Annotated in this window: 24 protein-coding genes; 19 read left to right on the top strand and 5 right to left on the bottom strand. The window is 67.9% G+C overall.

Translation table 11 applies throughout. From position 1 onward, the window contains the following. Nucleotides 1-248 precede the first annotated feature (248 nt). The 8 genes from rpmH (at nt 249) to HPF_RS23285 (ending at nt 7,096) form a co-directional block, all read left to right on the top strand. On the top strand, nt 249-383 hold the full coding sequence (gene rpmH, locus HPF_RS23320; RefSeq protein ID WP_066096666.1) for a 50S ribosomal protein L34: 135 nt from the start codon (nt 249-251) through the stop codon (nt 381-383). Nucleotides 384-465: 82 nt separating this feature from the next. Further along, a complete protein-coding gene (locus tag HPF_RS23315) occupies nt 466-861 on the top strand; it encodes a ribonuclease P protein component (protein WP_079366252.1) in 396 nt (131 codons plus the stop codon). Next, the gene (gene yidD, locus HPF_RS23310; RefSeq protein WP_079366251.1) at nt 858-1,145 is read left to right on the top strand and encodes a membrane protein insertion efficiency factor YidD; all 288 of its coding nucleotides are present in this window, start codon (nt 858-860) and stop codon (nt 1,143-1,145) included. The genes HPF_RS23315 and yidD overlap by 4 nt, the downstream gene beginning before the upstream one ends. Further along, nucleotides 1,142-2,836 (top strand): membrane protein insertase YidC, encoded by a 1,695-nt coding sequence (yidC, locus tag HPF_RS23305; RefSeq protein ID WP_066160744.1) that lies wholly within the window; start codon nt 1,142-1,144, stop codon nt 2,834-2,836. Before yidD ends, yidC begins: the two co-directional genes overlap by 4 nt. Before the next feature lie 68 nt (nt 2,837-2,904). Then, entirely contained in the window at nt 2,905-4,326 is a 1,422-nt protein-coding gene (gene mnmE, locus HPF_RS23300; RefSeq protein WP_066160747.1) for a tRNA uridine-5-carboxymethylaminomethyl(34) synthesis GTPase MnmE, read from the top strand. A gap of 68 nt (nt 4,327-4,394) precedes the next feature. Continuing rightward, on the top strand, nt 4,395-5,774 hold the full coding sequence (locus HPF_RS23295) for an LpqB family beta-propeller domain-containing protein (RefSeq protein WP_133157977.1): 1,380 nt from the start codon (nt 4,395-4,397) through the stop codon (nt 5,772-5,774). Nucleotides 5,775-5,888: 114 nt separating this feature from the next. Beyond that, nucleotides 5,889-6,380, top strand: coding sequence for a Crp/Fnr family transcriptional regulator (locus HPF_RS23290; RefSeq protein ID WP_066160753.1), 492 nt, complete (start codon nt 5,889-5,891; stop codon nt 6,378-6,380). Between the two features lie 89 nt (nt 6,381-6,469). Next, on the top strand, nt 6,470-7,096 hold the full coding sequence (locus HPF_RS23285) for a hypothetical protein (protein WP_133157976.1): 627 nt from the start codon (nt 6,470-6,472) through the stop codon (nt 7,094-7,096). 20 nt (nt 7,097-7,116) lie between these two features. Here the strand turns inward: HPF_RS23285 and HPF_RS23280 are convergent, their stop codons facing one another. From HPF_RS23280 to HPF_RS23270, 3 genes are all read right to left on the bottom strand, one after another. After that, a complete protein-coding gene (locus HPF_RS23280) occupies nt 7,117-7,662 on the bottom strand; it encodes an adenine phosphoribosyltransferase (protein ID WP_207959255.1) in 546 nt (181 codons plus the stop codon). 31 nt (nt 7,663-7,693) lie between these two features. Beyond that, on the bottom strand, nt 7,694-8,656 hold the full coding sequence (locus HPF_RS23275; protein ID WP_133157974.1) for an MBL fold metallo-hydrolase: 963 nt from the start codon (nt 8,654-8,656) through the stop codon (nt 7,694-7,696). Nucleotides 8,657-8,744: 88 nt separating this feature from the next. Next, a complete protein-coding gene (locus HPF_RS23270; protein ID WP_133157973.1) occupies nt 8,745-10,733 on the bottom strand; it encodes a monovalent cation:proton antiporter family protein in 1,989 nt (662 codons plus the stop codon). Between the two features lie 41 nt (nt 10,734-10,774). Between HPF_RS23270 and HPF_RS23265 the strand changes: the two genes are divergently transcribed. The 4 genes from HPF_RS23265 to HPF_RS23250 are packed head-to-tail and all read left to right on the top strand — an operon-like array spanning nt 10,775 to nt 13,812. After that, the gene (locus HPF_RS23265) at nt 10,775-11,773 is read left to right on the top strand and encodes a KpsF/GutQ family sugar-phosphate isomerase (protein ID WP_133157972.1); all 999 of its coding nucleotides are present in this window, start codon (nt 10,775-10,777) and stop codon (nt 11,771-11,773) included. 25 nt (nt 11,774-11,798) lie between these two features. Further along, complete coding sequence (locus HPF_RS23260) at nt 11,799-12,365, top strand: KdsC family phosphatase (RefSeq protein WP_133157971.1); 567 nt, start codon at nt 11,799-11,801, stop codon at nt 12,363-12,365. After that, nucleotides 12,362-13,006, top strand: a complete 645-nt coding sequence (gene lptC / locus HPF_RS23255; RefSeq protein WP_066160770.1) for an LPS export ABC transporter periplasmic protein LptC — start codon at nt 12,362-12,364, stop codon at nt 13,004-13,006. Before HPF_RS23260 ends, lptC begins: the two co-directional genes overlap by 4 nt. After that, nucleotides 13,003-13,812, top strand: a complete 810-nt coding sequence (locus HPF_RS23250; RefSeq protein ID WP_133157970.1) for an SDR family oxidoreductase — start codon at nt 13,003-13,005, stop codon at nt 13,810-13,812. The genes lptC and HPF_RS23250 overlap by 4 nt, the downstream gene beginning before the upstream one ends. Before the next feature lie 99 nt (nt 13,813-13,911). Here HPF_RS23250 and HPF_RS23245 read toward each other — a convergent pair whose 3' ends face one another. Beyond that, nucleotides 13,912-14,307, bottom strand: a complete 396-nt coding sequence (locus HPF_RS23245; protein ID WP_066160776.1) for an RNA recognition motif domain-containing protein — start codon at nt 14,305-14,307, stop codon at nt 13,912-13,914. A gap of 396 nt (nt 14,308-14,703) precedes the next feature. On the opposite strand from HPF_RS23245, the gene metX reads away from it, so the two are divergent. Together metX and metW are read left to right on the top strand one after the other, a co-directional pair. After that, nucleotides 14,704-15,873, top strand: coding sequence for a homoserine O-succinyltransferase MetX (gene metX / locus HPF_RS23240; protein WP_133157969.1), 1,170 nt, complete (start codon nt 14,704-14,706; stop codon nt 15,871-15,873). Beyond that, a complete protein-coding gene (metW, locus tag HPF_RS23235; RefSeq protein WP_066160783.1) occupies nt 15,870-16,451 on the top strand; it encodes a methionine biosynthesis protein MetW in 582 nt (193 codons plus the stop codon). The genes metX and metW overlap by 4 nt, the downstream gene beginning before the upstream one ends. Before the next feature lie 25 nt (nt 16,452-16,476). On the opposite strand, the gene HPF_RS23230 is transcribed toward metW, so the two are convergent. Next, nucleotides 16,477-17,172, bottom strand: a complete 696-nt coding sequence (locus HPF_RS23230; protein ID WP_133157968.1) for a transglutaminase domain-containing protein — start codon at nt 17,170-17,172, stop codon at nt 16,477-16,479. Between the two features lie 260 nt (nt 17,173-17,432). Between HPF_RS23230 and HPF_RS24120 the strand changes: the two genes are divergently transcribed. From HPF_RS24120 to HPF_RS23205, 5 genes are all read left to right on the top strand, one after another. Further along, complete coding sequence (locus HPF_RS24120; protein ID WP_133157967.1) at nt 17,433-19,181, top strand: methyl-accepting chemotaxis protein; 1,749 nt, start codon at nt 17,433-17,435, stop codon at nt 19,179-19,181. Nucleotides 19,182-19,209: 28 nt separating this feature from the next. Continuing rightward, nucleotides 19,210-19,728: a chemotaxis protein CheW gene (locus HPF_RS23220; RefSeq protein ID WP_127807360.1), complete on the top strand. Its 519-nt coding sequence runs from the start codon at nt 19,210-19,212 to the stop codon at nt 19,726-19,728. Between the two features lie 184 nt (nt 19,729-19,912). Then, nucleotides 19,913-20,431 carry a chemotaxis protein CheW gene (locus HPF_RS23215; RefSeq protein ID WP_127807360.1) on the top strand — a complete coding sequence of 173 codons (519 nt, stop codon included), beginning with the start codon at nt 19,913-19,915 and terminating at the stop codon, nt 20,429-20,431. 3 nt (nt 20,432-20,434) lie between these two features. After that, nucleotides 20,435-22,390 (top strand): methyl-accepting chemotaxis protein, encoded by a 1,956-nt coding sequence (locus HPF_RS23210; protein ID WP_133157966.1) that lies wholly within the window; start codon nt 20,435-20,437, stop codon nt 22,388-22,390. 27 nt (nt 22,391-22,417) lie between these two features. Beyond that, the gene (locus HPF_RS23205) at nt 22,418-24,241 is read left to right on the top strand and encodes a methyl-accepting chemotaxis protein (RefSeq protein WP_133157965.1); all 1,824 of its coding nucleotides are present in this window, start codon (nt 22,418-22,420) and stop codon (nt 24,239-24,241) included. Nucleotides 24,242-24,261: the final 20 nt, after the last annotated feature.

Below are 24,261 nucleotides of genomic sequence, written 5' to 3'. Positions count from 1 at the left end.
GAAACGGGAAGGAAAGATTGTTCTTGTGGACAAACGGCTCGGGGCTGGACCGGCATTGTAGGCCCGCCGAAAAGTTATCCACACCCCTCGGGCGACTGTTACATGTTCGTCCCAAAGAGTCGCAAATCAGCCCTCAACCAAGCCTGGCGACGGCAGCGCTTGCTGCTTTGGGTCTTTCTCGGCGATAATTGCGGGTTTCCCTCCAACTTGAATCGCCCTGGCCTTGCCTGGGCCGCACTGCCATGGCAATGAAACGCACCTACCAGCCTTCGAAGATCAAGCGCGCCCGTACCCACGGTTTCCTCGTGCGCATGAAGACCCGCGGTGGCCGCGCCGTCATCAACGCACGCCGCGCCAAGGGCCGCAAGCGTCTGGCCGTCTGAGCCTGATCCGCCCTGCCGCATCGATCAGTCCTTGGTCGGCCGGGCCCACGCTCTCCAGCGCGCCTGTGACTCCGGTCGTCTGATGCAGCGCATCCGGACCCGGCCCCAGTTCCAGGCTGCCATGGCGGGTGCCATCGTGGCCAAAACCCCTCATTTCGCCCTGCACCGGTTGGCACTGCCAGGCCCGGAGCACGGGCGTTTGCTGTTTCCGGTGTCCGGCACCTGGGTTGGCGTTGTGCTGCCCAAGCGCTGGGCCAAGCGGGCGGTCACCCGCAACGCCATCCGGCGCCAGGTGTACGAGGCCACCCGCCTGGCCGCGAGCCAGTTGCCGCCGGCGGCGCTGGTCGTGCGGCTGCGCAGCGGGTTCAGCCGCGAGCAGTTCGTGAGCGCCACTTCCGATGTGCTCAAACGGGCGGTGCGCGCCGAACTGACCCAGTTGCTGGGCCGCATCGCCGCACGGCCGGAGGTTGCGGCATGATGCGCGACTGGCCGCGTCAGGTCCTGATCGGACTGGTCAAGGGCTACCGCCTGTTGCTCAGTCCCTGGCTGGGCGGCAGTTGCCGTTTCGAGCCTACCTGCTCGGTCTACGCGCTGGGGGCCTTGCAGCGCCACGGCGCTCTGGCCGGTGGGTATCTGATGCTCAGGCGCATCGGGCGCTGTGGTCCCTGGTGCGAGGGCGGTTGCGACCCGGTGCCCGACGCGGCGCCCGCACTGTTCTCTCACCTGATTCCTGTTTCCTCAGAAAAGAAGAACCCTTCATGAACGACATCCGCCGTTCCATCCTCTGGGTGGTTTTTGGTTTTTCGATGGTCCTGATCTGGGACAAGTGGCAGATCCACAACGGCAAGGCACCGACGTTCTTCCCGTCGTCGGCCGCGACCGCGCCGGCTGAGCAGAAAGCGGCGCCGGCGGCCGATGCCAGCGTGCCGGCCGCCACCTCCGCCAGTGCTTCCGCCGCTTCCGGAGCGGCGGCGCCCGATGCGGGTGCGCCCGCTCCGGCGGCTGTGCGCCACGAGGTGACCACCGATGTGTTCAAGCTGACCTTCAACAGCGAAGGCGGTTCGCTGATCGGCGCGACGCTGCTGAAGCACGCCAGCAAGCAGCTGGGCTCCGAGCCGTTCCAGCTGCTGGCCCAGAACGACCAGCACACCTACATCGCGCAGACCGGCCTGATCGGCGGCAGCTTCCCGACGCACAAGACGCCGATGGCGCTGGTGCCCGGACCCAACTCGCTGGCCGATGGTCAGGACACGCTGGCGGTGAAGTTCGAGTCGGCCGACGTCGGCGGCGTCAAGCTGGTCAAGACCTACACGCTCAAGCGTGGCAGCTACACCATCGACGTCGCGCACGAGGTGGTCAACACCGGCGCCGCGCCGGTGACACCGCAGCTCTACGTGCAGCTGGTGCGAGACGGCAACAAGACCGACAGCGAGACGCCGTTCTATTCGACCTTCACCGGTCCGGCGGTCTACACCTCGGCCCAGAAGTACCAGAAGATCGAATTCGGCCAGATCACCGACAACAAGGCCACCTTCGAGAAGAGCGCCACGGACGGCTACGTGGCCATGGTGCAGCACTATTTCACCTCCGCCTGGCTGCTGCCCGAGGGCGCGGCGCGCGAGAACTTCGCCCGCCGAATCGACAACAACCTGTTCTCCATCGGCGCGATCAGCACCCTGCCCGCCATCGCCCCCGGCCAGAGCCAGAAGCTCGACGCGCGTCTGTTCGTGGGCCCGCAACTGGAGAAGGTGCTGGAGACCACGGCCCCCGGTCTGGAGCTGGTCAAGGACTACGGCTGGCTGACCATCATTGCCAAGCCGCTGTACTGGCTGCTGGAGAAGATCCACGGCTTCGTGGGCAACTGGGGCTGGGCGATCGTGCTGCTGGTGGTGCTGCTCAAGGCGGCGTTCTACTGGCTCAACGCCAGCGCATACCGCTCGATGGCCAAGATGAAGGCCATCAACCCGCGCATCACGGAAATGCGTGAGCGCCTGAAGGGCAACCCGCAGCTGATGCAGCAGGAGATGATGAAGATCTACCGGGAGGAGAAGGTCAACCCGCTGGGTGGTTGTTTCCCCATCCTGATCCAGATTCCGGTGTTCATCGCGCTGTACTGGGTGCTGCTGTCGTCGGTGGAGATGCGCAACGCGCCGTGGATGGGCTGGATCACCGACCTCTCGACCAAGGACCCGTTCTACGTGCTGCCGTTCGTGATGACGCTGACCACGATCGTGCAGACCGCGCTGAACCCGCTGCCGCCCGATCCGCTGCAGGCCAAGATGATGTGGCTGATGCCGCTGATGTTCTCGGTCATGTTCTTCTTCTTCCCGGCCGGTCTGGTGCTGTACTGGATCACGAACAACCTGCTGACCATCGCCCAGCAGGCGTACATCAACAGCAAGATGGGCGTGCCGCTGAAGATCACCAATCCGATCACCCTGTTCAAGAGCTGAACAACGGGTTGAACCATCCGATGGGCCTGCGATGCAGGCCCATTGTTTTTCCGCCTATCCTTTTGCCCATGCTCGCTGCGTCCCGTGACCCCATCGCCGCCATCGCCACCGCACCCGGTCGCGGGGCGGTGGGCATCGTGCGGGTGTCGGGCCAGGGGCTGGCAGCGTTCGTGCGGGCGCTGCTCGGGCGCTCGCTGAAAGCCCGTGAGGCGACCTATCTGCCGTTTGCCGACGCCGCCGGCCAGCCCATCGACCACGGGCTGGCACTGTGGTTTCCGGGGCCGCACTCGTACACCGGCGAGGACGTGCTGGAACTGCAGGGCCACGGCGGGCCGGTGGTGCTGCAGCTGCTGCTGGCGCGCTGCCTGCAGGTGGCGCAGTCTCCGGGAGACGATGGCCAGCCGCTGCTGCGCGGCCTGCGCCCGGCGCGAGCGGGCGAGTTCACCGAGCGCGCGTTCCTGAACGACAAGCTGGACCTGGCGCAGGCCGAGGCGGTGGCCGACCTGATCGACGCCAGCACCGAGGCTGCGGCGCGCAGTGCCAGCCGGTCGCTGGCGGGTGTGTTCTCCGAGCGCATCCACGCGCTGCGCGACGCGCTGGTGAACCTGCGCATGCTGGTCGAGGCGACGCTGGACTTTCCCGAGGAAGAAATCGATTTCCTGCAGAAGGCCGACGCCAGCGGCCAACTGCACCGGCTGCGCGCCGGGCTGGACGCGGTGCTGGCCGAGGCGCGCCAGGGTGCGCTGCTGCGCGACGGCCTGAAGGTGGTGATCGCCGGTCAGCCCAACGCGGGCAAGAGTTCGCTGCTCAATGCACTGGCCGGGGCCGAGCTGGCCATCGTGACCCCCATTGCCGGCACCACGCGCGACCTGGTGCAGCAGACCATCCAGATCGAAGGCGTGCCGCTGCACGTGATCGACACCGCGGGCCTGCGCCACGGCGCCGACGTGGACGAGGTGGAGCAGATCGGCATCCAGCGCGCCTGGGGCCAGATCGAACAGGCCGATGCGGTGCTGTTTCTGCACGACCTCAGCCGCGCCGACCAGGCCGACTACCAGGCGGCCGACGCGGCCATCGCTGCCGACTTGCCCGCGGGTGTGACGCTGCTGCCGGTGTGGAACAAGCGGGACCAGTGCAGCGCGGGCGCGATGCCCTTGAAGGCGCGCGCCGAGGCGGTCGGCGAACTGGTCATCTCGGCCAAGCAGGGCGAAGGCCTGGAGGCGCTGCGCCAGCGCCTGCTCGATCTGGCCGGCTGGCAGCACGCGGGCGACGGCCTGTTCATGGCCCGCGAGCGGCACCTGCAGGCGTTGCGCCGCGTGGGCGAGCACCTGGCGCTGGCGCACGAGCACCTGGCGGCGCAGGCCGAGCACCTGGACCTGCTGGCCGAAGAGCTGCGGCTGGCGCAGGTGGCGCTGGGCGAGATCACTGGCGAGTTCAGCGCCGACGACCTGCTGGGCGAGATCTTTTCCAGGTTCTGCATTGGGAAGTGAGCACCGGCGGGCCGCTGGCTTGGGTACAAAATCTCACACTTGTACCCACCCCACCGGACAGGCCCGCGATGAGTGCTTCCGAGTTCGATACCGACGCGACGACCACGGCGCCCACGCTGGAGGCCGGGCGCCTGCCCGTCGTGCACGGACCCGGTGTGGCGTCTGCCCTGGCCGAGCTGGGCCGCACCGAGGACGTGCACCTGTCGCCTGACAACCGGCGGCTGGCCATTGCGGGTCACCTGAGCAATCGTGTGCTGGTCCTGGGCATCGACATCGACTGGGGCGCAAAGGGCCCCCATGTGCGCCTGCACAGTCCCCAGCCGTTCGTCTCGCGCGAGTTTTCCTACCCCCATGGTCTGTTCTGGAGCGGCGACGACACCCTGCTGGTGGCCAATCGCCAGGGTGGTGTGCCGGTGTTCCACATTCCACCGCCCACCGGGGGCGCGACACCCTGTGAACTTCAACCGCTGCTGCGCCTTGAGACAGTCCATCCGGGGCTGGTGGAGACGCCGGGGTCCGTCAGCGCCCGCCCCATGGCGTGCGGTTGCCTGGATGTGCTGGTCTGCAACAACTACACGCACCAGGTGACCCAGCACCTGGTGGATCTGGGCGGTGCCCGGCCAGGCGCTCTCGCGGGTTCTCCTCTGCTGGCCCGGGGGCTGGACATACCCGACGGGGTGGCCCACAGCCCCGACGGACGATGGATCGCTGTCAGCAACCACAACGAGCATTGCGTGCGCCTGTACGACACCAGCCGGCCGCTCGGGCCGGATGCCGAGCCCGATGCCCGCCTGCTGGGTGTCGACTATCCCCACGGCCTGCGTTTCGTGGAGAACTCGCGGCGCATCCTGGTGGCCGACGCTGGTGCGCCGTTCGTACACATCTACACCTGTCCCGATGGTCGTTGGCGGGGGGAGCAGCGGCACGGCTGCCGGCTGCGGGTGCTGGACGAGGACACCTTTCTGCAGGGGCGTTCCAACCCACAGGAGGGAGGGCCCAAGGGGCTGGACCTGGACCGCTCGGGGCACCTGATGGTGATCACCAACGAGATGGTCCCGCTGGACTTCTTTGATCTTCGGTCGCTGCCCGGGCTTTCGCTGGAGGATGGGCGGGCGGGCCCGTGTCCGGCGGAGGTCCGGCCGATGCAGGATGCCCAAGTCTGGCGACGCCAGGTGCAGGGACTCGCGCGCACACTCGGGCGTCTGGAAGAGCGGTTGCAGTCGCAGGTCGCCTTGGCGGCGGACCTGGCGCGGAAGAACGCTCAGCTGTCGCAACGGGAAGACCACTGCCGGCTGGTGGAACGGGCCCTTGCACAGTCGCAGGCTGCATTGGCCGAAAGCCAGCGAGGGATGGCCGAGCTCTTGGCCAGCCGGTCGTGGCGGTTGATGGCGCCTTACCGCCTGGCCGGCCGCGTGTTCCGGCGCTGGTTCTCGGGCGCCAAAGTGTGACGGGGCGTTAACAGGCCCACCGCTGGCCTCCTTTAGGACGCCACCGGGAGCCAAAGCGTAAGCAACGGTAACCATGGCTTGTGGGGCCATGGCTCCCGCCGGTATGGTGCAGGGATGAATGCCCGAGTACCCACCGATCCGCGGTTCGACGTGCTGGCGCTGGCGCAAGCCATGCGCACCAGCAACGCGCTGGATGCGGTGCCGGTGAACCTTTCGGATGCGCAATGGCAGTTGCTGGGCGATTACCTGCAGCCGGTGACCCTCAGCCAGGGGCAGGTTCTCATTGAGCAGGGCGTCAAGGACCGGACGGTCTACTTTGTCGAAAGCGGCAGCCTCACCGTGCATTACGAAGACGACAAGGACCGTGTGCGCATCGCCATGGTCGGCGCGGGTTCGGTGCTGGGCGAAGGGGCGTTCTTCAGTCACCTGCCCCGCAGCGCGACGGTGAACGCCGGTGGCCACAGCCGGCTGTGGTGCCTGACCCCGTTGCGGTTCCGCGAGCTGTCCGCCCGCTTCCCTGTCATTGCACTGGAACTGACCGTGGCCATGGCGGCAGTGCTGGCCCGGCGCATGTACAACAAGCCCAAGCGCGTGGCCGTCACCTGATGCAGGTGCACGACTTCCGGCGACCGGTGCTGAGAGTCTGTCCCGCTGCAGCTGTCACAAGTCAACGTTCCTGAAGGCATACTTCGCCCATGTCCCTCCTACGCTGGCTGCAAGCCAAAAAGTCCGACGCCGGAGCCACTGGCGGGCGCAAGCCCCGTCGCGCCTTCGGCCAGACCACATTGCCCCTGATCTCCCCGCGGCGGGGACGGCGCATCCTGCGCCGCGAGCAGCTGTTTTCGGTCGTGCGCGAGTCCCTGATCCGCGCGGGCGTGCTGTCCACCAGCTACGAGTTCAAAGTGCTGGCCCTGGACTCCACGGGCGACGGCTTCCTGGTGCTGATCAACCTTACGCTGCCAGCCGACGTGATGCCCGACGAGTACCTGCTGGAGATTGAGCGCTGGATCCAGGGCAGTGCCCGCTCGCGCCATTCCATGCAGGTGCAGGCGGTGTACTGGCGCCGCCAGCCGGTGCACGATCTGCGGGGTGTTGCACTCAAGGCCTCGGTGGCGGCGCAGACCCGGCGCGAGGGCGCGGCGGCATCCGGTTCTGCGCGCCCGCTGGCCCCCGAACAGGTGGCGGCATTCCGCTCGGCCCTGGAGACCCCGGCGCTGCCTGCACACCGCATGGAGGCCCCGGCCGTGGCCCAGATGGAGCAACCGCCGGAAGTCCACAGCGATTTCGCCGGACTGAGCGAAACCCAGTACGGCAGGCTCTGACCAGGCCCGGCGGGCCGCGCTCAATGACCCTCGAAATGCACCAGCGTGAAGAGGGGCAGGCCGGAGTCGAGCAGTTTGCGTGAACCGCCGAGTTCCGGCAGATCCACGATGGCCGCCCCTTCGATCACCTCGGCCCCCAGCTTCTCCAGCAGGCGGCGACCAGCCATCATGGTGCCGCCGGTGGCGATCAGGTCGTCGATCAGCAGCACACGGTCGCCGGTCTTCACCGCATCGGTGTGCAGTTCGACCGTGGCGCTGCCGTACTCCAGCTCGTAGGTCTCCTCCACCGTGGTGAAGGGCAGCTTGCCCTTCTTGCGGATTGGCACGAAACCGACACCCAGCTCGTAGGCCAGCACCGAACCGATGATGAAGCCGCGGGCATCAAGCCCCGCCACCACGGAGGGCCGCAGCGACGGCTCCATGTAGCGGTGCACGAAGGTGTCGATCAGCACCCGGAAGACCCGCGGGTCCTGCAGCAGCGGCGTGATGTCGCGGAACTGCACGCCCGGCGCGGGCCAGTCGGGCACGGTGCGGATGTGGCTCTTGAGGAAGGCGGTGGTGTCCATGGAAGCCATTATGAAGACACCGCCGCCGCGCTCAGGCGACGGGTTTGAACTGGTAGCCGCTGCCCGCGGTCTCGATGGTGCCCAACGCCGGGAACGGGAAGTGGTAGCCGCCTGCCGTCACCTTGTCCTTGACCAGCATGTCGAACACGCGGCGGCGGGTCTGGCGGGCCAGTTCGGCGTCCATGTCGAACTGCACCGCCCAGTCGGGGCTGCGCGCGAACAGTGAGGGCACGTTGGTCAGGTCGGCCACGTACATGAACTTCTGGCCTTCGGACTGCACCGACACCATGCTCATGCCCGGCGTGTGGCCGAACGCCGCCTCGGCCCTGATGCCGGGCGCGAGTTCCTGGCCGGGCTCGTACTTCACCAGGATGTCGGCCGGCAGGCTGCCGATGACTTTGCGAGCGTTCTCAAAGGCGCCTTTGGCGGCAGGGGGCGCCGCGTTCATCTTCGCGTCGTCGAACCAGAAGGCGTGTTCCGGCGCCGGCACGTGCACCTTGGCCTTGGGAAAGGCCAGCGAACCGTCCTTCTTGCGCAGGCCGTTGATGTGGTCGCCGTGGTAGTGGCTGATGACCACGTGGTCGACGTCTTCGGGCTTGAAGCCGGCGGCGGCCAGCTGCGCTGCGAGCTTGCCGGTGGTCGGCGGTCCGTTGTCGGCAAAGCCGGTGTCCAGCAGGAAGCGGCCGGCCGGCGTCACCACCAGAAACGGCGTGAACGGGATGTCGACGTAGTCGGTGGGCAGGTTCTGAGAGGCCAGCAGCGACTTGACCTGCTCCAGCGGCACGTTGCGCACGAACTCCTCGCCCAACGGGCGGCGCAGCGCGCCATCGTTGAGCGCGATCACTTCCATGGCACCCAGCTTCATGCGCTTGACGCCGGTGGCCGGCAGCGTCGGCGGACCGAAGTTCGGCGTGGCCTGCTGCGACCACGCGGACGAGAAGGTCAGGGCGGCGGCGCCGGCCATGCCGGTGCCCAGGAAAGCACGTCGATCCATCGGAAAATCTTTCAGCGGGTTGAAAGACGATGCGACGTCAATGCCGCGAGAGGGTTCCCGGCGGATGGATTGGGGAAAACCCGAGGGCTCAGCCCCCGCCCAGCAGCTTTTCTTCTGCCAGGGCCAGCGCAGGAGCCTTGCCGCTGAGCACCAGGGTGTCGCCGCCGTCGAGCACGGTGGTGTCGTCAAACGGCGTGTTCTGGCCTCCGGCGCGCCGCAGGCTGGCCACGCGCACGCCCATGGCCTCCAGCGCCACACTGCCCAGCGTTCGACCCACCTTGCGCCCGCCCGGCGGAATCGTCACCGTCGACAGCCGTTCGTGTTCGGCTTCCTCCGCACTGCCGTCATCGGCGCCGTGGAAGTAGCCCTTGAGCAGGCTGTAGCGGGCGTCGCGCTGGTCCTGCACCACGCGGATCACGCGCCGCATGGGCACGCCCACCAGCGCCAGCGCGTGGCTGGCCAGCATCAGGCTGGCCTCGATCGCTTCGGGCACCACCTCGGTCGCGCCGGCGGCGCGCAGCTTGCCGTCGTCGACATCATCGATGGTGCGCACCACCACCGGCACCTGCGGTGCGTGTTCGTGCGCGTGATGCAGGACTTTGAGCGCGCTGGCGGTCTCGATGTAGGTGATGACCACCGCGCTGGCGCGGTGCAGGCCGGCGGCCATGAGCGCCTGCAGCCGTGCCGCGTCACCGAACACCACGGAATGGCCGGCGGCGGCGGCCTGGCGCACCCGGTCCGGGTCCAGGTCCAGCGCCATGTAGGGGATGCCTTCGGCCTCCAGCAGCCGCGCCAGGTTCTGGCCGCAGCGGCCGTAGCCGCAGATGATCACGTGCTTGTCGGCGTTGATCGAGCGGCGCGCAATGCTGGTCATCTGCACCGACTGCATCAGCCAGTCGCTGCCCACCACGCGGGTGACGATGTCGTTGGTGTACTGGATGATGAAGGGCGTGGCGAGCATGGAGATCACCATGCTCGCCAGGATGGGGTTGAACAGCGCGGGCGGCACCAGCTGGTGCTGCCCGGCCAGCGACAGCAGCACCAGGCCGAACTCGCCGGCCTGGCACAGGTAGAGGCCGGTGCGCAGGGCGGTGCCCATGGGTGCGCCGAACAGCCGCGTCAGGCTGGTGATCATGCCGATCTTGAACGCCAGCGAGAGCGAGAGCAGCAACAACACGAGCGGCCAGCGCTCCAGCACCAGGCGCCAGTCCAGCAGCATGCCGATGGTGATGAAGAACAGGCCCAGCAGCACGTCGTGGAAGGGCCGGATGTCGGTCTCCACCTGGTGCTTGTATTCGGTCTCCGAGATCAGCATGCCGGCGACGAAGGCACCCAGCGCCAGCGACAGGCCCGCGTGTTCGGTCATCCACGCCAGGCCCAGCGTGATCAGCAGCAGGTTGAGCATGAACAGCTCGTCGCTCTTGCGCCGCGCCACCAGGGTCAGCCACCAGCGCATCAGCTTCTGTCCGCCGGTCAGCAGGATGCCCAGCAGCACGGCGGCCTTGAGCAGGGCGATGCCCAGCGCCTTGAACAGCTCGTCGGGCGGCGAACCCAGGGCCGGAATCAGCACCAGCAGAGGCACCACGGCCAGGTCCTGGAACAGCAGGATGCCGACCACGCGCTTGCCATGCTCGGACTCCAGCTCCAGCCGCTCGGCCACCAGCTTGATCACGATGGCGGTGCTGCTCATGGCCATCACGCCGCCCAGGGCCAGCGCCATCTGCCATTCCATCTTCCACCAGGTCGGCAGGAACCAGCCCAGCGCCAGCGAGGCCAGGGTGGTCAGCAGCACGGTCAGCACCACCTGGGACAGGCCCAGCCCGAACACGTGGCGCTTCATGGCGCGCAGCTTGGGCAGGCTGAACTCCAGTCCGATCACGAACATCAGGAACACCACGCCGAACTCGGCCAGGTAGCGCAGGCCCTGCGAGTTCTGGGCCAGCGCCAGCGCATTCGGACCGATCACCACGCCGACCACCAGATAACCCAGCATGGGCGGCAGCCGCAGCATGCGGCAGCCGACCACGCCCAGCACGGCCGCCAGCAGGTACAGCAGGGTGATGTCCAGGGAATTCATGCGCCCTGATGGTAATGGGTGCCCCACGCGATAATCCGCCTATGAGCACGGCCCTTTCCCTAGAAGCCACGCGCCTGCTGGCGATGGCGCGCGAGACCCTTCAGATCGAGGCCGAGGCGGTGACGGCGCTGGCCGGCCGGCTCGACGAGCGATTCGCCGATGCGGTGCGCTGCCTGCTGGCCTGCACGGGCCGCGTGGTGGTCACCGGCATGGGCAAGAGCGGCCACATCGGCCGCAAGCTCGCCGCCACCCTGGCCTCGACCGGCACGCCCGCCATGTTCGTGCACCCGGCCGAAGCCAGCCACGGCGACCTGGGCATGATCACGCCCGCCGACGTGGTGCTGGGCATCAGCAACAGCGGCGAGAGCGACGAGCTGTCGGCCATCCTGCCGCTGATCAAGCGCATGGGTGTGCCCTTGGTCGCCTTCACCGGCCGGCCGGATTCGACCCTGGCCCGCCACGCCGATGTGGTGCTGGACACCGCGGTCGCGCGCGAGGCCTGTCCGCACAACCTCGCGCCCACGGCCAGCACCACTGCACAGCTGGCGCTGGGCGACGCGCTCGCGGTGGCGCTGCTGGACGCCCGGGGCTTCAAGGCCGACGACTTCGCCCGCTCCCACCCGGGCGGGTCGCTGGGGCGCAAGCTGCTGACCCATGTCAGCGACGTGATGCGCAGCGGCGACGACGTGCCGCGTGTGACGACCGATGTGCCGCTGATGGGCCTGATGCGCGAGATGAGCGCCAAGGGGCTGGGCATGAGCGCAGTGGTCGACGCCGCCGGACAGGTGCTGGGCATCTTCACCGATGGCGACCTGCGGCGGGTCATCGAGCGCACCGGCAACAGCACCGACCTGCGGGCGCTCAGTGCCGGGGATGTGATGCATCCGAACCCGCGCACCGTGCGTGCCGATGCGCTGGCGGTCGAAGCGGCCGACCTGATGGAAGCCAGCCGCATCACCAGCGTGCTGGTGGTCGACGACACCGGCGCCCTGGTGGGGGCCCTCAACAGCAACGACCTGATGCGGGCGAAAGTCATCTGAGCCGGCCACCCGTTAGCATTGCCGGATGTCCGTGAACCTGCCGCCCCTGCGCCCTGTGCTGAACTTTGATCCCGAGCTGCTGCTGCGGGCGCAGCCGGTGCGCGTGGTGTTCTTCGATGTCGACGGGGTGCTCACCGACGGCGGCCTATATTTCGGCGAGTCGGGCGAAGCACTCAAGCGCTTTCACACGCTCGACGGCCACGGCATCAAGCTGCTGCAGCGCGCGGGCATCACGCCGGCTGTGGTCAGCGGTCGCGACTCCCTGGCGCTGCGGGCCCGGTTGTCCGCCCTGGGCGTGCGCCACACCCGCTTTGGCACCGAGGACAAGCGCCCCGCCGCCGAGGCCATCCTGGCCGAACTGGGCCTGGACTGGTCGGCCGCTGCCGCCATGGGGGACGACTGGCCGGACCTGCCCATGCTGCGCCGTGTGGCCTTCGCCTGCGTCCCGCCGACCGCCCATCCCGAGGTGCTGGCGCTGGCCCATCATGTGACGCAGCGCCTGCCCGGTGCCGGGGCCGTGCGCGAGCTGTGCGACCTGCTGCTGGTGGCGCGGGGCGCCTATGCGGTGGAGCTGGAGGCGGCGGCGCGATGAACACCGCAACCCTGCCGGGGGCCTCTTCTGGCCGCCACAGCTTCTCTCGCTGGTGGGACCGGATGTCCATCTACCTGCCCGTGCTGCTCATGATGCTGCTGGCGCTGGCCTCGTACTGGCTGTTGCGGGCGACCCCGATCCCCGAAGAGCCCGGGCCCAAGCCCGAGGTGACTCATGAGCCTGATTACTTCATGCAGCGCTTCTCGGTCAAGGTGTTCGAGCCGAGCGGGACACTGAAGACCGAGCTGTACGGCACGGCGGCGCGGCACCATCCCGACGTCGGGACCCTGGTGGTGGATGCCGCCCGCGTGCGCTCCTTCGGGCAGCAGCGCCAGCTCTCCACCGCCACGGCCCGGCAGATCACCAGCAACGACGAGGGCACGGTGTTTGTGCTGGAGGGCAACGCCGCCGTGGTCCGTCAGGCCGGCAAAGGCGTCAACGGGGAACCGTTGCCGCGGCTGGAATTTCACGGCGAGTACCTGCGGGTGAGCACCGAGCCGGAGCACATCATGTCCGACCAGCCCGTGCTGCTGGTGCGCGATCAGGACCAGATCACGGCCGACAACCTCGACTATGCGGGCGACGCCCGTGTGGCGGTGCTCACGGGCCACGTGCGCGCCTTGTTCGCCCCCCGCCCATGAGCAGCGTGCCAGGCACCAGCGCGCCGCTGGCCTTCATCACCGGCGCTTCCAGCGGTATCGGTCAGGCGCTTGCCTTGCGCTGTGCCCGCGCCGGTTACCGGCTGGCCCTGGTGGCCCGACGCAGCGAAGAGCTGCAGGCCTGGGTGGACGCGCAGGGCTGGGACGCCCAGCGCTGCCGCGTCTACCGGGCCGATGTGGCCGACATCGATGGCATCGTGCAGGCCGGCCTGAGCTGCCTCGAGCAGCAGGGCGTGCCCGAGGTGGTGGTGGCCAACGCCGGCATCAGCATCGGCATGGACACCACCGAGCGCGAGGATCTGGCGGTGATGGCGCGCACCTTTGCCACCAACAACACCGGGATGGCCGCCACCTTCCATCCCTTCGTGGCGGCCATGCGCGCGCGCGGCAGCGGGCGGCTGGTCGGCATCGCCAGCGTGGCGGCGATCCGGGGCCTGCCGGGGCACGGGGCCTACTGCGCCAGCAAGGCCGCCGTGGTGGCCTATTGCGAAAGCCTGCGCGGTGAGCTGCGGGGCAGCGGTGTGCGTGTGGTGACCTTGCTGCCGGGCTATGTGGACACGCCGCTGACCCGCGAGAACCGCTATGCGATGCCGTTTCTGCTCAGCCCCGAGGTGTTTGCCGATCGGGCCTTCGCCGCGATCGAGGCCGGCAGCAGCTACCGCGTCATTCCCTGGCAGATGGGGGTGGTGGCCAAGCTGTTGCGGCTGTTGCCCAACGCCTGGTTCGACCGGCTGCTGGCGGGGCGTGCGCGCAAACACCGCCAGGGCCAGGGCAAGCCGGCGTCCTGACGCTGTTGGTTCACGGCGCCCCGGCATGAAAAAAGCCCCTCGTCGAGGGGCTTTTGTTCGGGGCTTGCAGGCCTGTGCGAAGACCGGCCTGCCTGAGAATCAGTAACCGCCGCGACCGCCACCGCCTTCACGACGGCCGCCGTTGCCGTAGGGACTGCGGAAACCGCCGTCGCCACCGCCACCGCCGTAGCCGCCTTCACGACGGCCGCCGCCGAAACCACCGCCACCGGAGCGGGGGGGGCGCGGTTCCATGGGACGGGCTTCGTTGACCACCAAGCTGCGGCCGCCCAGCGACTGGCCGTTCATGCCCTGGATGGCGGCCTGAGCTTCGGCATCGCTGCCCATCTCGACAAAACCGAAACCCTTGGAGCGACCGGTGTCGCGCTCCATCATGACCTTGGCGCTGTTGACAGAGCCGAAGGCGCTGAAGGACTGTTGCAGGTCTTCGTCGCGCACGCTGTAGGGCAGGTTGCCCACGTACAGTTTGTTGCCCATGGTTGGGACTCCTAGAAACACAGAAAAAGATAGCGATGGAGCCCCGGCAGCAAACAATTCTGTAGCACGCGAAACCAACCGATCACTTGTTTTGCGCGCGTTTTGGACGCTCGCCGGGCCATTATGCGCCGTTTGTCTGAAAGCGAGTTCTTTTTTTGGGGGGGCGTCAAGCCGCCTTCGGCGCTGGTGCGCATTTGCAACACAGGGCATCCGGCAGGGGCCCGTTGTGCGACAGAACATGGGTCGTGGCCTTCCCTCTATACTGCTTCCCAGCGCCGATTTGTCCGGATTGCGGGCGCTCTACAAATACCGCTAAAGGGGGGACTCCCGGTCTCGCACCTTGCGGCACCGGGATTTCTGTTTTTGGGGCTTTGCCAGCCCCCGAGGTGAACCACCGTGATCGTCACACCACAAACCCAGCGCTTCGATGAGCCCCTGCCGCTCCGGAGTGGCGCGGTCCTGCCGGCCTATGAGCTGGTCTATGAAACCTACGGCAGCCTCAACGCCGACCGCTCCAACGCGGTGCTGATATGCCACGCCCTGAACGCCAGCCACCACGTGGCCGGGCTGCACGCCGACGAGCGTGGCCAGCCGATCGCGCGCAGCGAAGGGTGGTGGCACAACATGATCGGCCCGGGCAAGTCGGTGGACACGAACCGCTGGTTCGTGATCGGCGTGAACAACATCGGCTCCTGCTTCGGCAGCACCGGCCCGACCCACACCAACCCGGCCACCGGCCAGCCCTGGGGCGCCGACTTTCCGGTGGTGACGGTCGAGGACTGGGTCGATGCCCAGGCACGGCTGCTCGACATACTGGGCATCGAGCAGCTCGCCGCGGTCATGGGCGGCAGCCTGGGGGGCATGCAGACGCTGTCCTGGACGCTGCAGTACCCCGAGCGCGTGCGCCACGCGGTGGTGGTGGCCAGCGCGCCCAACCTCACGGCCGAGAACATTGCCTTCAACGAAGTGGCGCGCCGCGCCATCGTCACCGACCCGGACTTCCATGACGGCCACTACCTGCGCGCCGGCACGCTGCCGCGCCGCGGCCTGCGCATCGCCCGCATGATCGGCCACATCACCTACCTGAGCGACGACGTGATGAACGAGAAGTTCGGTCGCACGTTGCGGGCCGCCGATGGCGAAGACCCTGCCGCTGCTGCCGAACTGGTCTACCGGTATTCCACTCAAGACGTGGAGTTCCAGATCGAGAGCTACCTGCGCTACCAGGGCGACAAGTTCAGCGAGTACTTCGACGCCAACACCTACCTGCTGATCACCCGCGCGCTGGACTACTTCGACCCGGCCCGCGAATACGACGGCAACCTCAGTGCGGCACTGGCGCGGGCCAGGGCCAAGTTCCTGCTGGTGAGCTTCACCACCGACTGGCGCTTCTCGCCCGCGCGCTCGCGCGAGATCGTCAAGGCGCTGCTGGAGAACCGGCGCGACGTGAGCTACGCCGAGATCGACGCGCCGCACGGGCACGACGCTTTCCTGCTCGACGACCCGCGCTACCACGCGGCCGTGAAGAGCTACTTCGAACAGACCATCGCCGGAGGTGTGCAATGAGCGAGCGCCACCTGCTCGAATCCATCGCCCGGCTGGTGCCGCCGGGCTCGCGCGTGCTCGACCTCGGTTGCGGTGACGGCGCCCTGCTGGCCCACCTGCAGGCCACGCGCCAGTGCAGCGGCTATGGCGTCGAGATCGACGACGCCAAGGTGCACGCCTGCATCCGGCGAGGGGTCAACGTGCTGCAGCTCAACCTGGAGGACGGCCTCTCCATGTTCGGGGACGACGCCTTCGACGTGGTGCTGCAGATCGACACCCTGCAGCACCTGCGCAACGCCGAAACCATGCTGCGCGAGACCGCCCGCGTGGGCCGCATCGGCATCGTGGCCTTTCCCAACTTCGCCCACTGGCCCAACCGGCTGGCGGTGCTGCAGGGCCGCATGCCCGTGACCCGGCGCCTGCCCTACCAGTGGTACGACACGCCCAACATCCGTGTCGGCACCTACGCCGATTTCGAGGTGCTGGCGCGCAGCTGTGGCCTGACCGTGGACGACAGCTTCGGTCTGCAGGAGGACCGCGAGGTGCGCTTCGCGCCCAATCTGCTGGCCAGCACGGCGGTCTTCAAGTTCTCCAACTGAGTCCCCGGGCCGGCGCTCAGCCGGCTCAGGCGCCGCTTTCCCGGGCCGCGTCCTGCGCAAAGTCGGCCGTGCCCACGTCCGGCGCCTGCGTCCAGAACGGATACAGCTCGGCGAACGTGGCCCGGATGGTGGCCAGCGGCAGGTCGTCGAACTGCCCACGCTCGTTCACATATTCCATGTGCCGCTGGCCTGCGCGGTCGTAGGGGTGGTAGAGCGAGTCGCTGGCGCCATCGAATTCCAGCGGCAGCAGGCCGAACTTCTCGCACAGCGACAGGTTGAACGCGGGTGTCGCCTTGCGCCAGGCGCCATCGATCCAGAGTGCGGTGTAGCCGTGCCAGGCGAAGACGTCGGTTTTCATGGTCAGGCGCAGGCGCTCGGTGGAGAGGTGGTTGCGCACGTCGGCAAACCCCAGCCGCGCCGGGATGCCCGCCGCGCGCGCCACGGCCGCCAGCGCCACCGCCTTGGGCACGCACCAGCCGAATTCTTGCGACAGCGCCGTGCTCGCCCGCATGCCCGGTGCCGACAGGTCGATGCGGTAGGGGTCGTAGCGCAGGCGGTCGCGCACCGCCAGGTACAGCGACACTGCCCGCTCGCGCTCGGTCTGGCCGGCGGCGTGTTCGCGCGCGAAGGCCAGGACCAGCGGGTGGTCGCTGTCGATGGCGGTGCTGGGCTGCAGGCAGGCTGCAGAAGGCGCTGAGGGAGGCGTGTGCGGGCTGGACATGGACCCAAGGTAGCAGACCTTGCCGGTCGATGGCGATCACCGGCGCGACGGATGCGCGGGATCAGGGGTCGAATTGCACTCTTTTTTCGCACTTCAGCTTGTGCCCGGCGCGTCGATAGTGCTGGGGACACCGTGTGTCGCTGCAGATCCGGCACGCCATCCTGGCCCGGCAGGCGGTGTCCGTGTTCAGGCGCTTCGGTGCGGGCGTGCGCTGAAGAGGTCCCCCAAACTCAACGCGTCCATCCTCAGGCGAGGTGTTCATGAGCATTTTCAACAATCTCAAGCTGGGTCACCGGTTGGCCCTGGGCTTTGGCCTGGTGATGTCGCTGATGGCGGCGCTCACGCTTGCGGCCTATGTGGGCCTGAGCGACACGAACGACGACCTGCACAGCATCGCGGACAACACGGTGCCGTCGCTGCAGGTGGCGGCCGATCTCAAGAGCACGTCCCTGAATCTGCGCCGCTTCGAATACAACCACCTGGTGTCCGAAGACCCGAGCCGGCTGCTGGTGCTGGAAGCCGACATCGCGAAACACCAGGCCGATCTGCTGCAGACATTCAAGGCGTATGAGCCGCTGATCAGCGGCGACGAGGAGCGCGCCCTGTGGCAGGAAGCCCAGGCCGATGCGCTGCGCTACGTGAGTCAGTGGGGCGCCATCCAGGCCCTGTCCGGACAGATCGGTGGCGCCGGCAAGTCGGTGGCCGAAGAGCGCCTGACCGGCCCGTCGCGCGAGTACTTCGAGCAATTGCAGGCCAAGCTGGACAAGCTCTGGGCCTTCAATGTGAACCATGCGGACCAGGTCAAGAAGGAGTCGGCCGTTTCCTATCGGCAGGTCCTGCTGGCGGTGCTGGTGCTGGCCGCTGCGGCCATGGCCTTCGGCCTGCTGGCGGCGGTGCTGATCACGCGCTCCATCGTGCGGCCGATCACCGATGCCGTGGGCATCGCCGATCACATCGCCAGCGGCGATCTCACACAGAAGATCGTGGTCAGCGGTCGCGACGAGACCAGCCAGCTGCTGACCGCCATGCAAAAGATGCAGCAGGCCCTGAGCACGCTGGTGAGCTCTGTGCGCCAGGGCGCCGAGGGCGTGGCCACGGCCAGCGCGCAGATCGCCCAGGGCAACCAGGACCTGTCCAGCCGCACCGAGCAGCAGGCCTCGGCGCTGGAGCAAACCTCCGCGTCCATGGAAGAGATGGGCTCGACCGCGCAACAGAACGCCGACAACGCCCGCGCCGCCAGCCAGCTGGCCGCCAGCGCCAGCAGCGTGGCTGTGCAGGGCGGCGAGGTAGTGGGCCAGGTGGTGTCGACCATGCGCGAGATCCAGCACAGCAGCCAGAAGATCAGCGACATCATCGGCGTGATCGACGGCATTGCCTTTCAGACCAACATCCTGGCGCTCAACGCGGCGGTGGAAGCCGCGCGCGCGGGCGAGCAGGGTCGCGGCTTTGCCGTGGTGGCCGGCGAGGTGCGCACGCTGGCGCAGCGCAGCGCCGAGGCGGCCAAGGAAATCAAGCAGCTGATCAACGCCAGTGTCGAGCGCGTCGAGCAGGGCACGACCCTGGTGGACCGGGCCGGATCGACCATGCAGGAGGTGGTGCAGTCGATCCAGCGCGTGACCGACATCGTGGGCGAGATCAGCAGCGCCAGCCAGGAGCAGAACGCCGGTGTGAACCAGGTGGCCGAGGCCGTGACCAGCATGGACCAGACCACGCAGCAGAACGCCGCCCTGGTGGAAGAAAGTGCCTCGGCCGCGGCCTCCCTGCAGCAGCAGGCCGACCAGCTGCTGAAGTCGGTGAGCGTGTTCCGGGTGAGCGGCGGGGGGGCGATGCCGGTGCACAAGCCGGCGCCTGTGCCCGCGGCCGCCGCACCGGCCAGGGCGCCTGTCCACCCCCCCATGCCCCCGTCGCCTGCCAGGGCCCTGCGCCCGGCGCCTGCGACCCCGCCGGCCCCCATCCCCAAGACCTTGACCGCCGGCGCTGGCGCCAGCGACGACTGGGAAAGCTTCTGAACCCGCCTCCGAGGACCCGACCATGGACATGCACTCTCCCTCCACCGCTGCCGGCGATGCCCGCCACGTCGCAGGCCAGCAAGGCGCCCATGCCGAATTCCTGACCTTCCGCCTGGGTGCGGAGGAGTACGGGATCGACATCCTGCGGGTGCAGGAGATCCGCTCCTACGAGGAGCCCACGCGGATTGCGAACGCGCCGCACTTCATCAAGGGCGTGGTGAACCTGCGCGGGGTGATCGTGCCGGTGGTGGACCTGCGCATCAAGCTGGGCTGCGAGAAGGTGGAATACAACGGCTTCACGGTGGTGATCGTGCTCAACGTGCGCGGCCGGGTGGTCGGTGCGGTGGTCGATTCGGTCTCGGACGTGCTGGAGCTGGCCAGCGAGCTGATCAAGCCGGCGCCGGAGATGAACACCTCGATGGACACGAGCTTCATCACGGGCATCGCCAGCGTGGGCGAGCGCATGCTGATCCTGATGGACATCGAGGCGCTGATGAGCAGTCCCGACATGGGGCTGATGGACAGCAGTTCGCAGAACCTGCAGTAGGCCCCGGGAAAACCAGGTCTGTGTTCAAGGGCGCCCGTCGGGCGCCCTTCTCTTTGGACCCATGGTGGGCGGTCATGCGGTCATTTGCCCGGGTCCAGTGGCTCTTTTTCCGCCTTCAGTACCGGGCGGACCGGCCGATAGTTCATGAATCCCCATTTGTGTTTCAAGGACGGCCTACATGGACATGCACTCTCCCTCCACCGCTGCCGGCGATGCCCGCCACGTCGCAGGCCAGCAAGGCGCCCATGCCGAATTCCTGACCTTCCGCCTGGGTGCGGAGGAATACGGGATCGACATCCTGCGGGTGCAGGAGATCCGCTCCTACGAGGAGCCTACGCGGATCGCGAACGCACCACACTTCATCAAGGGCGTGGTGAACCTGCGCGGGGTGATCGTGCCGGTGGTGGACCTGCGCATCAAGCTGGGCTGCGAGAAGGTGGAATACAACGGCTTCACGGTGGTGATCGTGCTCAACGTGCGCGGCCGGGTGGTCGGTGCGGTGGTCGATTCGGTCTCGGACGTGCTGGAGCTGGCCAGCGAGCTGATCAAGCCGGCGCCGGAGATGAACACCTCGATGGACACGAGCTTCATCACGGGCATCGCCAGCGTGGGCGAGCGCATGCTGATCCTGATGGACATCGAGGCGCTGATGAGCAGTCCCGACATGGGGCTGATGGACAGCAGCTCGCAGAACCTGCAGTAAGCCATGAAGAACCCCACCATCAACAACCGCTCGCTGGCACGGCGCGTCGCGCTGCTGGCGGTGGCCATGCTCTCGGGCGTGCTGGTGACGATCAGCGTCGTCATGAGCCTGGTGGCCGAGGAGCGCTCCCGCGAGCGCATCGTGCAGTGGGTGGGCGACAAGACGCAGTCGGTCGCCGATTCGGTGGACGCCTTCGACGCCACCGCGCGCCTGATGACCGACCGTGCGTACCGGCCGTTCCGGGCCAAGTTCTCCCAGTTCTTTGAACTGGACGAGGCCGCCGGCCTGATCAAGAGCTGGTCGTTCCGCCTCAACGGCGAAACGAGCGACGTGGACGACTTCAACAAGATGACCGGCGGCGTGGCCACCGTGTTCATGCGCAAGGGCGAGGACTTCGAGCGCGTGACCACCTCGCTCAAGAAGGAAGACGGCGAGCGGGCCGTCGGCACCCTGCTGGCGCGCGACCACCCGGCCTATCCGCTGGTGCTGCAGGGCCAGAACTACACCGGCCGTGCCGTGCTGTTCGGCAAGCCCTACATGACGCACTACGAGGCCCTGAAGGACCAGGCCGGCAAGGTGGTGGGCATCCTGTTCATCGGTTTCGATCTCTCGGACTTCCAGACCGCGCTGCAGAAGCTGGTGAGCGAGGCCCGTTTCTTCGAGAGCGGCTCCACCGTGATCATCGATCCGCGCAAGAGCGATGCGGACGCGGTGTTCGTCGTGCATCCCACGGCGGCGGGCAAGAAGGTGCTGGAGGCCTACCCCTCGGCCGGACCGTTGCTGGCCAGCCTTCGTGCCACGCCCGAGGCGTTCGTGGCGGACTCCACGTCCCTGGTCTCGAACGACCTGTCCAGCCCCTGGGTGGTCAAGCGACCCACCAAGGCCGGTGGCTGGTGGGTGGTGGCCGAGGTGTCGGACGACGAGGCCATGGCGTCGCACTGGGCCACCATGTACGCCTTCTGGGGCCTGCTGGTTGCGGCCACCGCGGTGCTGGGTCTGGGCCTGTACTGGCTGGTGCGGCGCAATGTCAGCCGCCCGCTGGGCAGCCTGACCGTCGCGGTCACGGCCGTGGCCAACGGCGACCTGAGCCAGCGCTTCACCACCGACCGCAGCGACGAGATCGGCCGTCTGGTGCGCGAGGTCGAGGACATGCGCCAGCGCTTCGTCGGCATGCTCGGCGAGTTGCGCCAGGCCAGCGACAGCATTGGCACGGCGAGCGCGGAGATCGCCTCAGGCAACCAGGACCTCTCCAGCCGCACCGAGCAGGCGGCCAGCAACCTGCAGCAGACCGCGGCCTCCATGGAGCAGCTGACCAGCACGGTCAGGAACAGCGCCGATGCGGCGCGCCAGGCCAACCAGCTGGCCGCCAGCGCCTCGGAGATTGCGGTGCGCGGTGGTCAGGTGGTCGACCAGGTGGTGCACACCATGCAGGAGATCCACCACAGCAGCCAGAAGATCAACGACATCATCGGTGTGATCGACGGCATCGCCTTCCAGACCAACATCCTGGCGCTCAATGCGGCGGTGGAGGCGGCGCGGGCGGGCGAGCAGGGCCGTGGTTTCGCGGTGGTGGCGGCCGAAGTGCGCAGCCTGGCGCAGCGCAGCGCCGAGGCGGCCAAGGAGATCAAGGGGCTGATCGGCACCAGCGTGGACAAGGTCGAGACCGGCAGCCGCCTGGTGGGCGATGCGGGTCAGACCATGGGCGAGGTGGTGGCCAGCGTGCAGCGGGTGACGGAGATCATCGGCGAGATCAGCGCGGCCGCGGGCGAACAGAGCGACGGCATCGGCCAGGTGAACGTGGCGGTGACGCAGCTGGACCAGATGACGCAACAGAACGCGGCACTCGTGGAAGAGAGCGCAGCCGCCGCGCAAAGCCTCAGGGAGCAGGCCACTCGATTGACTCAGGTCGTGGCGACGTTCCGCACCGAGGGTGCGGCCCACACGGAATCGCTTCGCTGACCAGACCCGACCCCACGAAGGACCAACATGAAATTCAACAACCTCAAGATCAGCCAGCGCCTGGGCCTGGGCTTTGGTGCCGTGCTGCTGCTGCTCCTGCTGCTGACCGCCATGGCGTTCAATGCCGTGACTTCCGCGACCGCCGGACAGCAGCGCCTGCTCGAAATGAACCGGCTGGTGCAGCTCGCCGACGAGTGGGTGGCCAGCACGCAGCTGAACGTCAACCGCGTGATGGCGATGGCCAAGTCCGCCAACCACCCGGAGGTGGACAGCTACTTCAAGCCGCTGATGGCCGAAACCACCGAGCGCATCAACACGCTGCAGAAGGACCTGGAAGCGGCGATCACCTCCGAACAGGGCAAGAGCCTGCTGGCCGACATCGGCGCACGGCGCAAGGAATACATCGAGGTGCGCAAGACGTACTTCGATGCGCTCAAGGCGGTGGAGCCGGAGGCATCCACCATGCTGACCGAGAAGCTGTTGCCCGCGGCGCAGCGCTACATCGGCGCCATGCAGGAACTCCAGAAACACGAACATGCGCTGGTGGCCCAGGAAGTGGAGCAGGCCAGCGCCGCGCTGTCGCGCCAGATGAGCATCATCGGCGTCCTCGCCTGCGCGGCCCTGGTGGTGGGCGTTCTGGTGGCCTGGCGCGCGGCCCGTTCGGTGTCGGTGCCGGTGGCCGGTGCGGTGCGTGCCGCGCGGGCGGTGGCCGATGGCGATCTGACCCAGCCGCTGGTCGTGGACCGTGGTGACGAGCTCGGCCAGCTGCAACAGGCGCTGGCCGACATGAAGGCCTCGCTGGTGGCCACCGTGTCCCAGGTGCGCGGCGCCAGCGACAGCATCAACGTGGCTTCCCGCGAGATCGTCTCGGGCAACCACGACCTCTCCAGCCGCACCGAACAGGCGGCCAGCAACCTGCAGCAGACCGCGGCCTCCATGGAGGAACTGACCAGCACGGTCAGGAACAGCGCCGATGCGGCGCGCCAGGCCAACCAGCTGGCTGCCAACGCCTCGGAGATTGCGGTGCGCGGTGGTCAGGTGGTCGACCAGGTGGTGCACACCATGCAGGAGATCCACCACAGCAGCCAGAAGATCAGCGACATCATCGGCGTGATCGACGGCATTGCGTTCCAGACCAACATCCTGGCCCTCAACGCGGCCGTCGAGGCGGCGCGGGCCGGAGAGCAGGGCCGCGGTTTTGCCGTGGTGGCGGCCGAGGTGCGCAGCCTGGCGCAGCGCAGCGCCGAGGCAGCCAAGGAAATCAAGGGGCTGATCAGCGCCAGCGTCGACCGCGTGGACGCGGGCAGCCGCCTGGTGGGCGAAGCCGGTCAGACCATGAACGAGGTGGTCGGCTCGATCCGCCGTGTGACCGACATCGTCGGCGAAATCAGCGCCGCCGCAGGCGAGCAGAGCGACGGCATCGGCCAGGTCAACACCGCGGTCAACCAGCTGGACCAGATGACGCAGCAAAACGCGGCGCTGGTGGAAGAAAGCGCGGCAGCTGCCGAAAGCCTCAAGGACCAGGCGGCCCGGCTGGCGCAGGTCGTGTCGATCTTCAAGGTCGATGGCGCCACCCGCGCCACAGAGGCCGCGGCCAAGCCAGCGGCAGGCCCTGCTGCCCCGGTGACCCGCGCGACCACCGCACCTGTGCAGGCGGCCCGGGCTCCGGCTTCGGCACCGGCCAAGGCGGCCGCGAGCCCGGTGGTGCGCGAACAGCCGCCCAAGGCATCGGCCGCAGCACCGCTGACCACCGCCACCCGGGCTCCTGCGCCCGCTGTGGCCCCGGTGTCTCCCGCCAAGGTGGTGACCAGTGCCAGTGCCAATACCGAAGGCGACTGGGAAAGTTTCTGAAGCCAATACCAACCTTCCGG

Origin of the sequence: Hydrogenophaga pseudoflava (assembly GCF_004353865.1) — a bacterium.
Lineage (GTDB): Bacteria > Pseudomonadota > Gammaproteobacteria > Burkholderiales > Burkholderiaceae_C > Hydrogenophaga > Hydrogenophaga pseudoflava.
Note: the sequence above shows the minus strand (reverse complement) of the source record. Positions and strands in the feature narration are given on the sequence as shown.

What these genes read in the sequence shown, in the direction of transcription:
- rpmH (WP_066096666.1), top strand. Translation starts at nt 249, where the DNA reads ATGAAACGCACCTACCAGCCTTCGAAGATCAAGCGCGCCCGTACCCAC.
- HPF_RS23315 (WP_079366252.1), top strand. Translation starts at nt 466, where the DNA reads ATGCAGCGCATCCGGACCCGGCCCCAGTTCCAGGCTGCCATGGCGGGT.
- yidD (WP_079366251.1), top strand. Translation starts at nt 858, where the DNA reads ATGATGCGCGACTGGCCGCGTCAGGTCCTGATCGGACTGGTCAAGGGC.
- yidC (WP_066160744.1), top strand. Translation starts at nt 1,142, where the DNA reads ATGAACGACATCCGCCGTTCCATCCTCTGGGTGGTTTTTGGTTTTTCG.
- mnmE (WP_066160747.1), top strand. Translation starts at nt 2,905, where the DNA reads ATGCTCGCTGCGTCCCGTGACCCCATCGCCGCCATCGCCACCGCACCC.
- HPF_RS23295 (WP_133157977.1), top strand. Translation starts at nt 4,395, where the DNA reads ATGAGTGCTTCCGAGTTCGATACCGACGCGACGACCACGGCGCCCACG.
- HPF_RS23290 (WP_066160753.1), top strand. Translation starts at nt 5,889, where the DNA reads ATGAATGCCCGAGTACCCACCGATCCGCGGTTCGACGTGCTGGCGCTG.
- HPF_RS23285 (WP_133157976.1), top strand. Translation starts at nt 6,470, where the DNA reads ATGTCCCTCCTACGCTGGCTGCAAGCCAAAAAGTCCGACGCCGGAGCC.
- HPF_RS23280 (WP_207959255.1), bottom strand. Translation starts at nt 7,662, where the DNA reads ATGGACACCACCGCCTTCCTCAAGAGCCACATCCGCACCGTGCCCGAC.
- HPF_RS23275 (WP_133157974.1), bottom strand. Translation starts at nt 8,656, where the DNA reads ATGGATCGACGTGCTTTCCTGGGCACCGGCATGGCCGGCGCCGCCGCC.
- HPF_RS23270 (WP_133157973.1), bottom strand. Translation starts at nt 10,733, where the DNA reads ATGAATTCCCTGGACATCACCCTGCTGTACCTGCTGGCGGCCGTGCTG.
- HPF_RS23265 (WP_133157972.1), top strand. Translation starts at nt 10,775, where the DNA reads ATGAGCACGGCCCTTTCCCTAGAAGCCACGCGCCTGCTGGCGATGGCG.
- HPF_RS23260 (WP_133157971.1), top strand. Translation starts at nt 11,799, where the DNA reads ATGTCCGTGAACCTGCCGCCCCTGCGCCCTGTGCTGAACTTTGATCCC.
- lptC (WP_066160770.1), top strand. Translation starts at nt 12,362, where the DNA reads ATGAACACCGCAACCCTGCCGGGGGCCTCTTCTGGCCGCCACAGCTTC.
- HPF_RS23250 (WP_133157970.1), top strand. Translation starts at nt 13,003, where the DNA reads ATGAGCAGCGTGCCAGGCACCAGCGCGCCGCTGGCCTTCATCACCGGC.
- HPF_RS23245 (WP_066160776.1), bottom strand. Translation starts at nt 14,307, where the DNA reads ATGGGCAACAAACTGTACGTGGGCAACCTGCCCTACAGCGTGCGCGAC.
- metW (WP_066160783.1), top strand. Translation starts at nt 15,870, where the DNA reads ATGAGCGAGCGCCACCTGCTCGAATCCATCGCCCGGCTGGTGCCGCCG.
- HPF_RS23230 (WP_133157968.1), bottom strand. Translation starts at nt 17,172, where the DNA reads ATGTCCAGCCCGCACACGCCTCCCTCAGCGCCTTCTGCAGCCTGCCTG.
- HPF_RS24120 (WP_133157967.1), top strand. Translation starts at nt 17,433, where the DNA reads ATGAGCATTTTCAACAATCTCAAGCTGGGTCACCGGTTGGCCCTGGGC.
- HPF_RS23220 (WP_127807360.1), top strand. Translation starts at nt 19,210, where the DNA reads ATGCACTCTCCCTCCACCGCTGCCGGCGATGCCCGCCACGTCGCAGGC.
- HPF_RS23215 (WP_127807360.1), top strand. Translation starts at nt 19,913, where the DNA reads ATGCACTCTCCCTCCACCGCTGCCGGCGATGCCCGCCACGTCGCAGGC.
- HPF_RS23210 (WP_133157966.1), top strand. Translation starts at nt 20,435, where the DNA reads ATGAAGAACCCCACCATCAACAACCGCTCGCTGGCACGGCGCGTCGCG.
- HPF_RS23205 (WP_133157965.1), top strand. Translation starts at nt 22,418, where the DNA reads ATGAAATTCAACAACCTCAAGATCAGCCAGCGCCTGGGCCTGGGCTTT.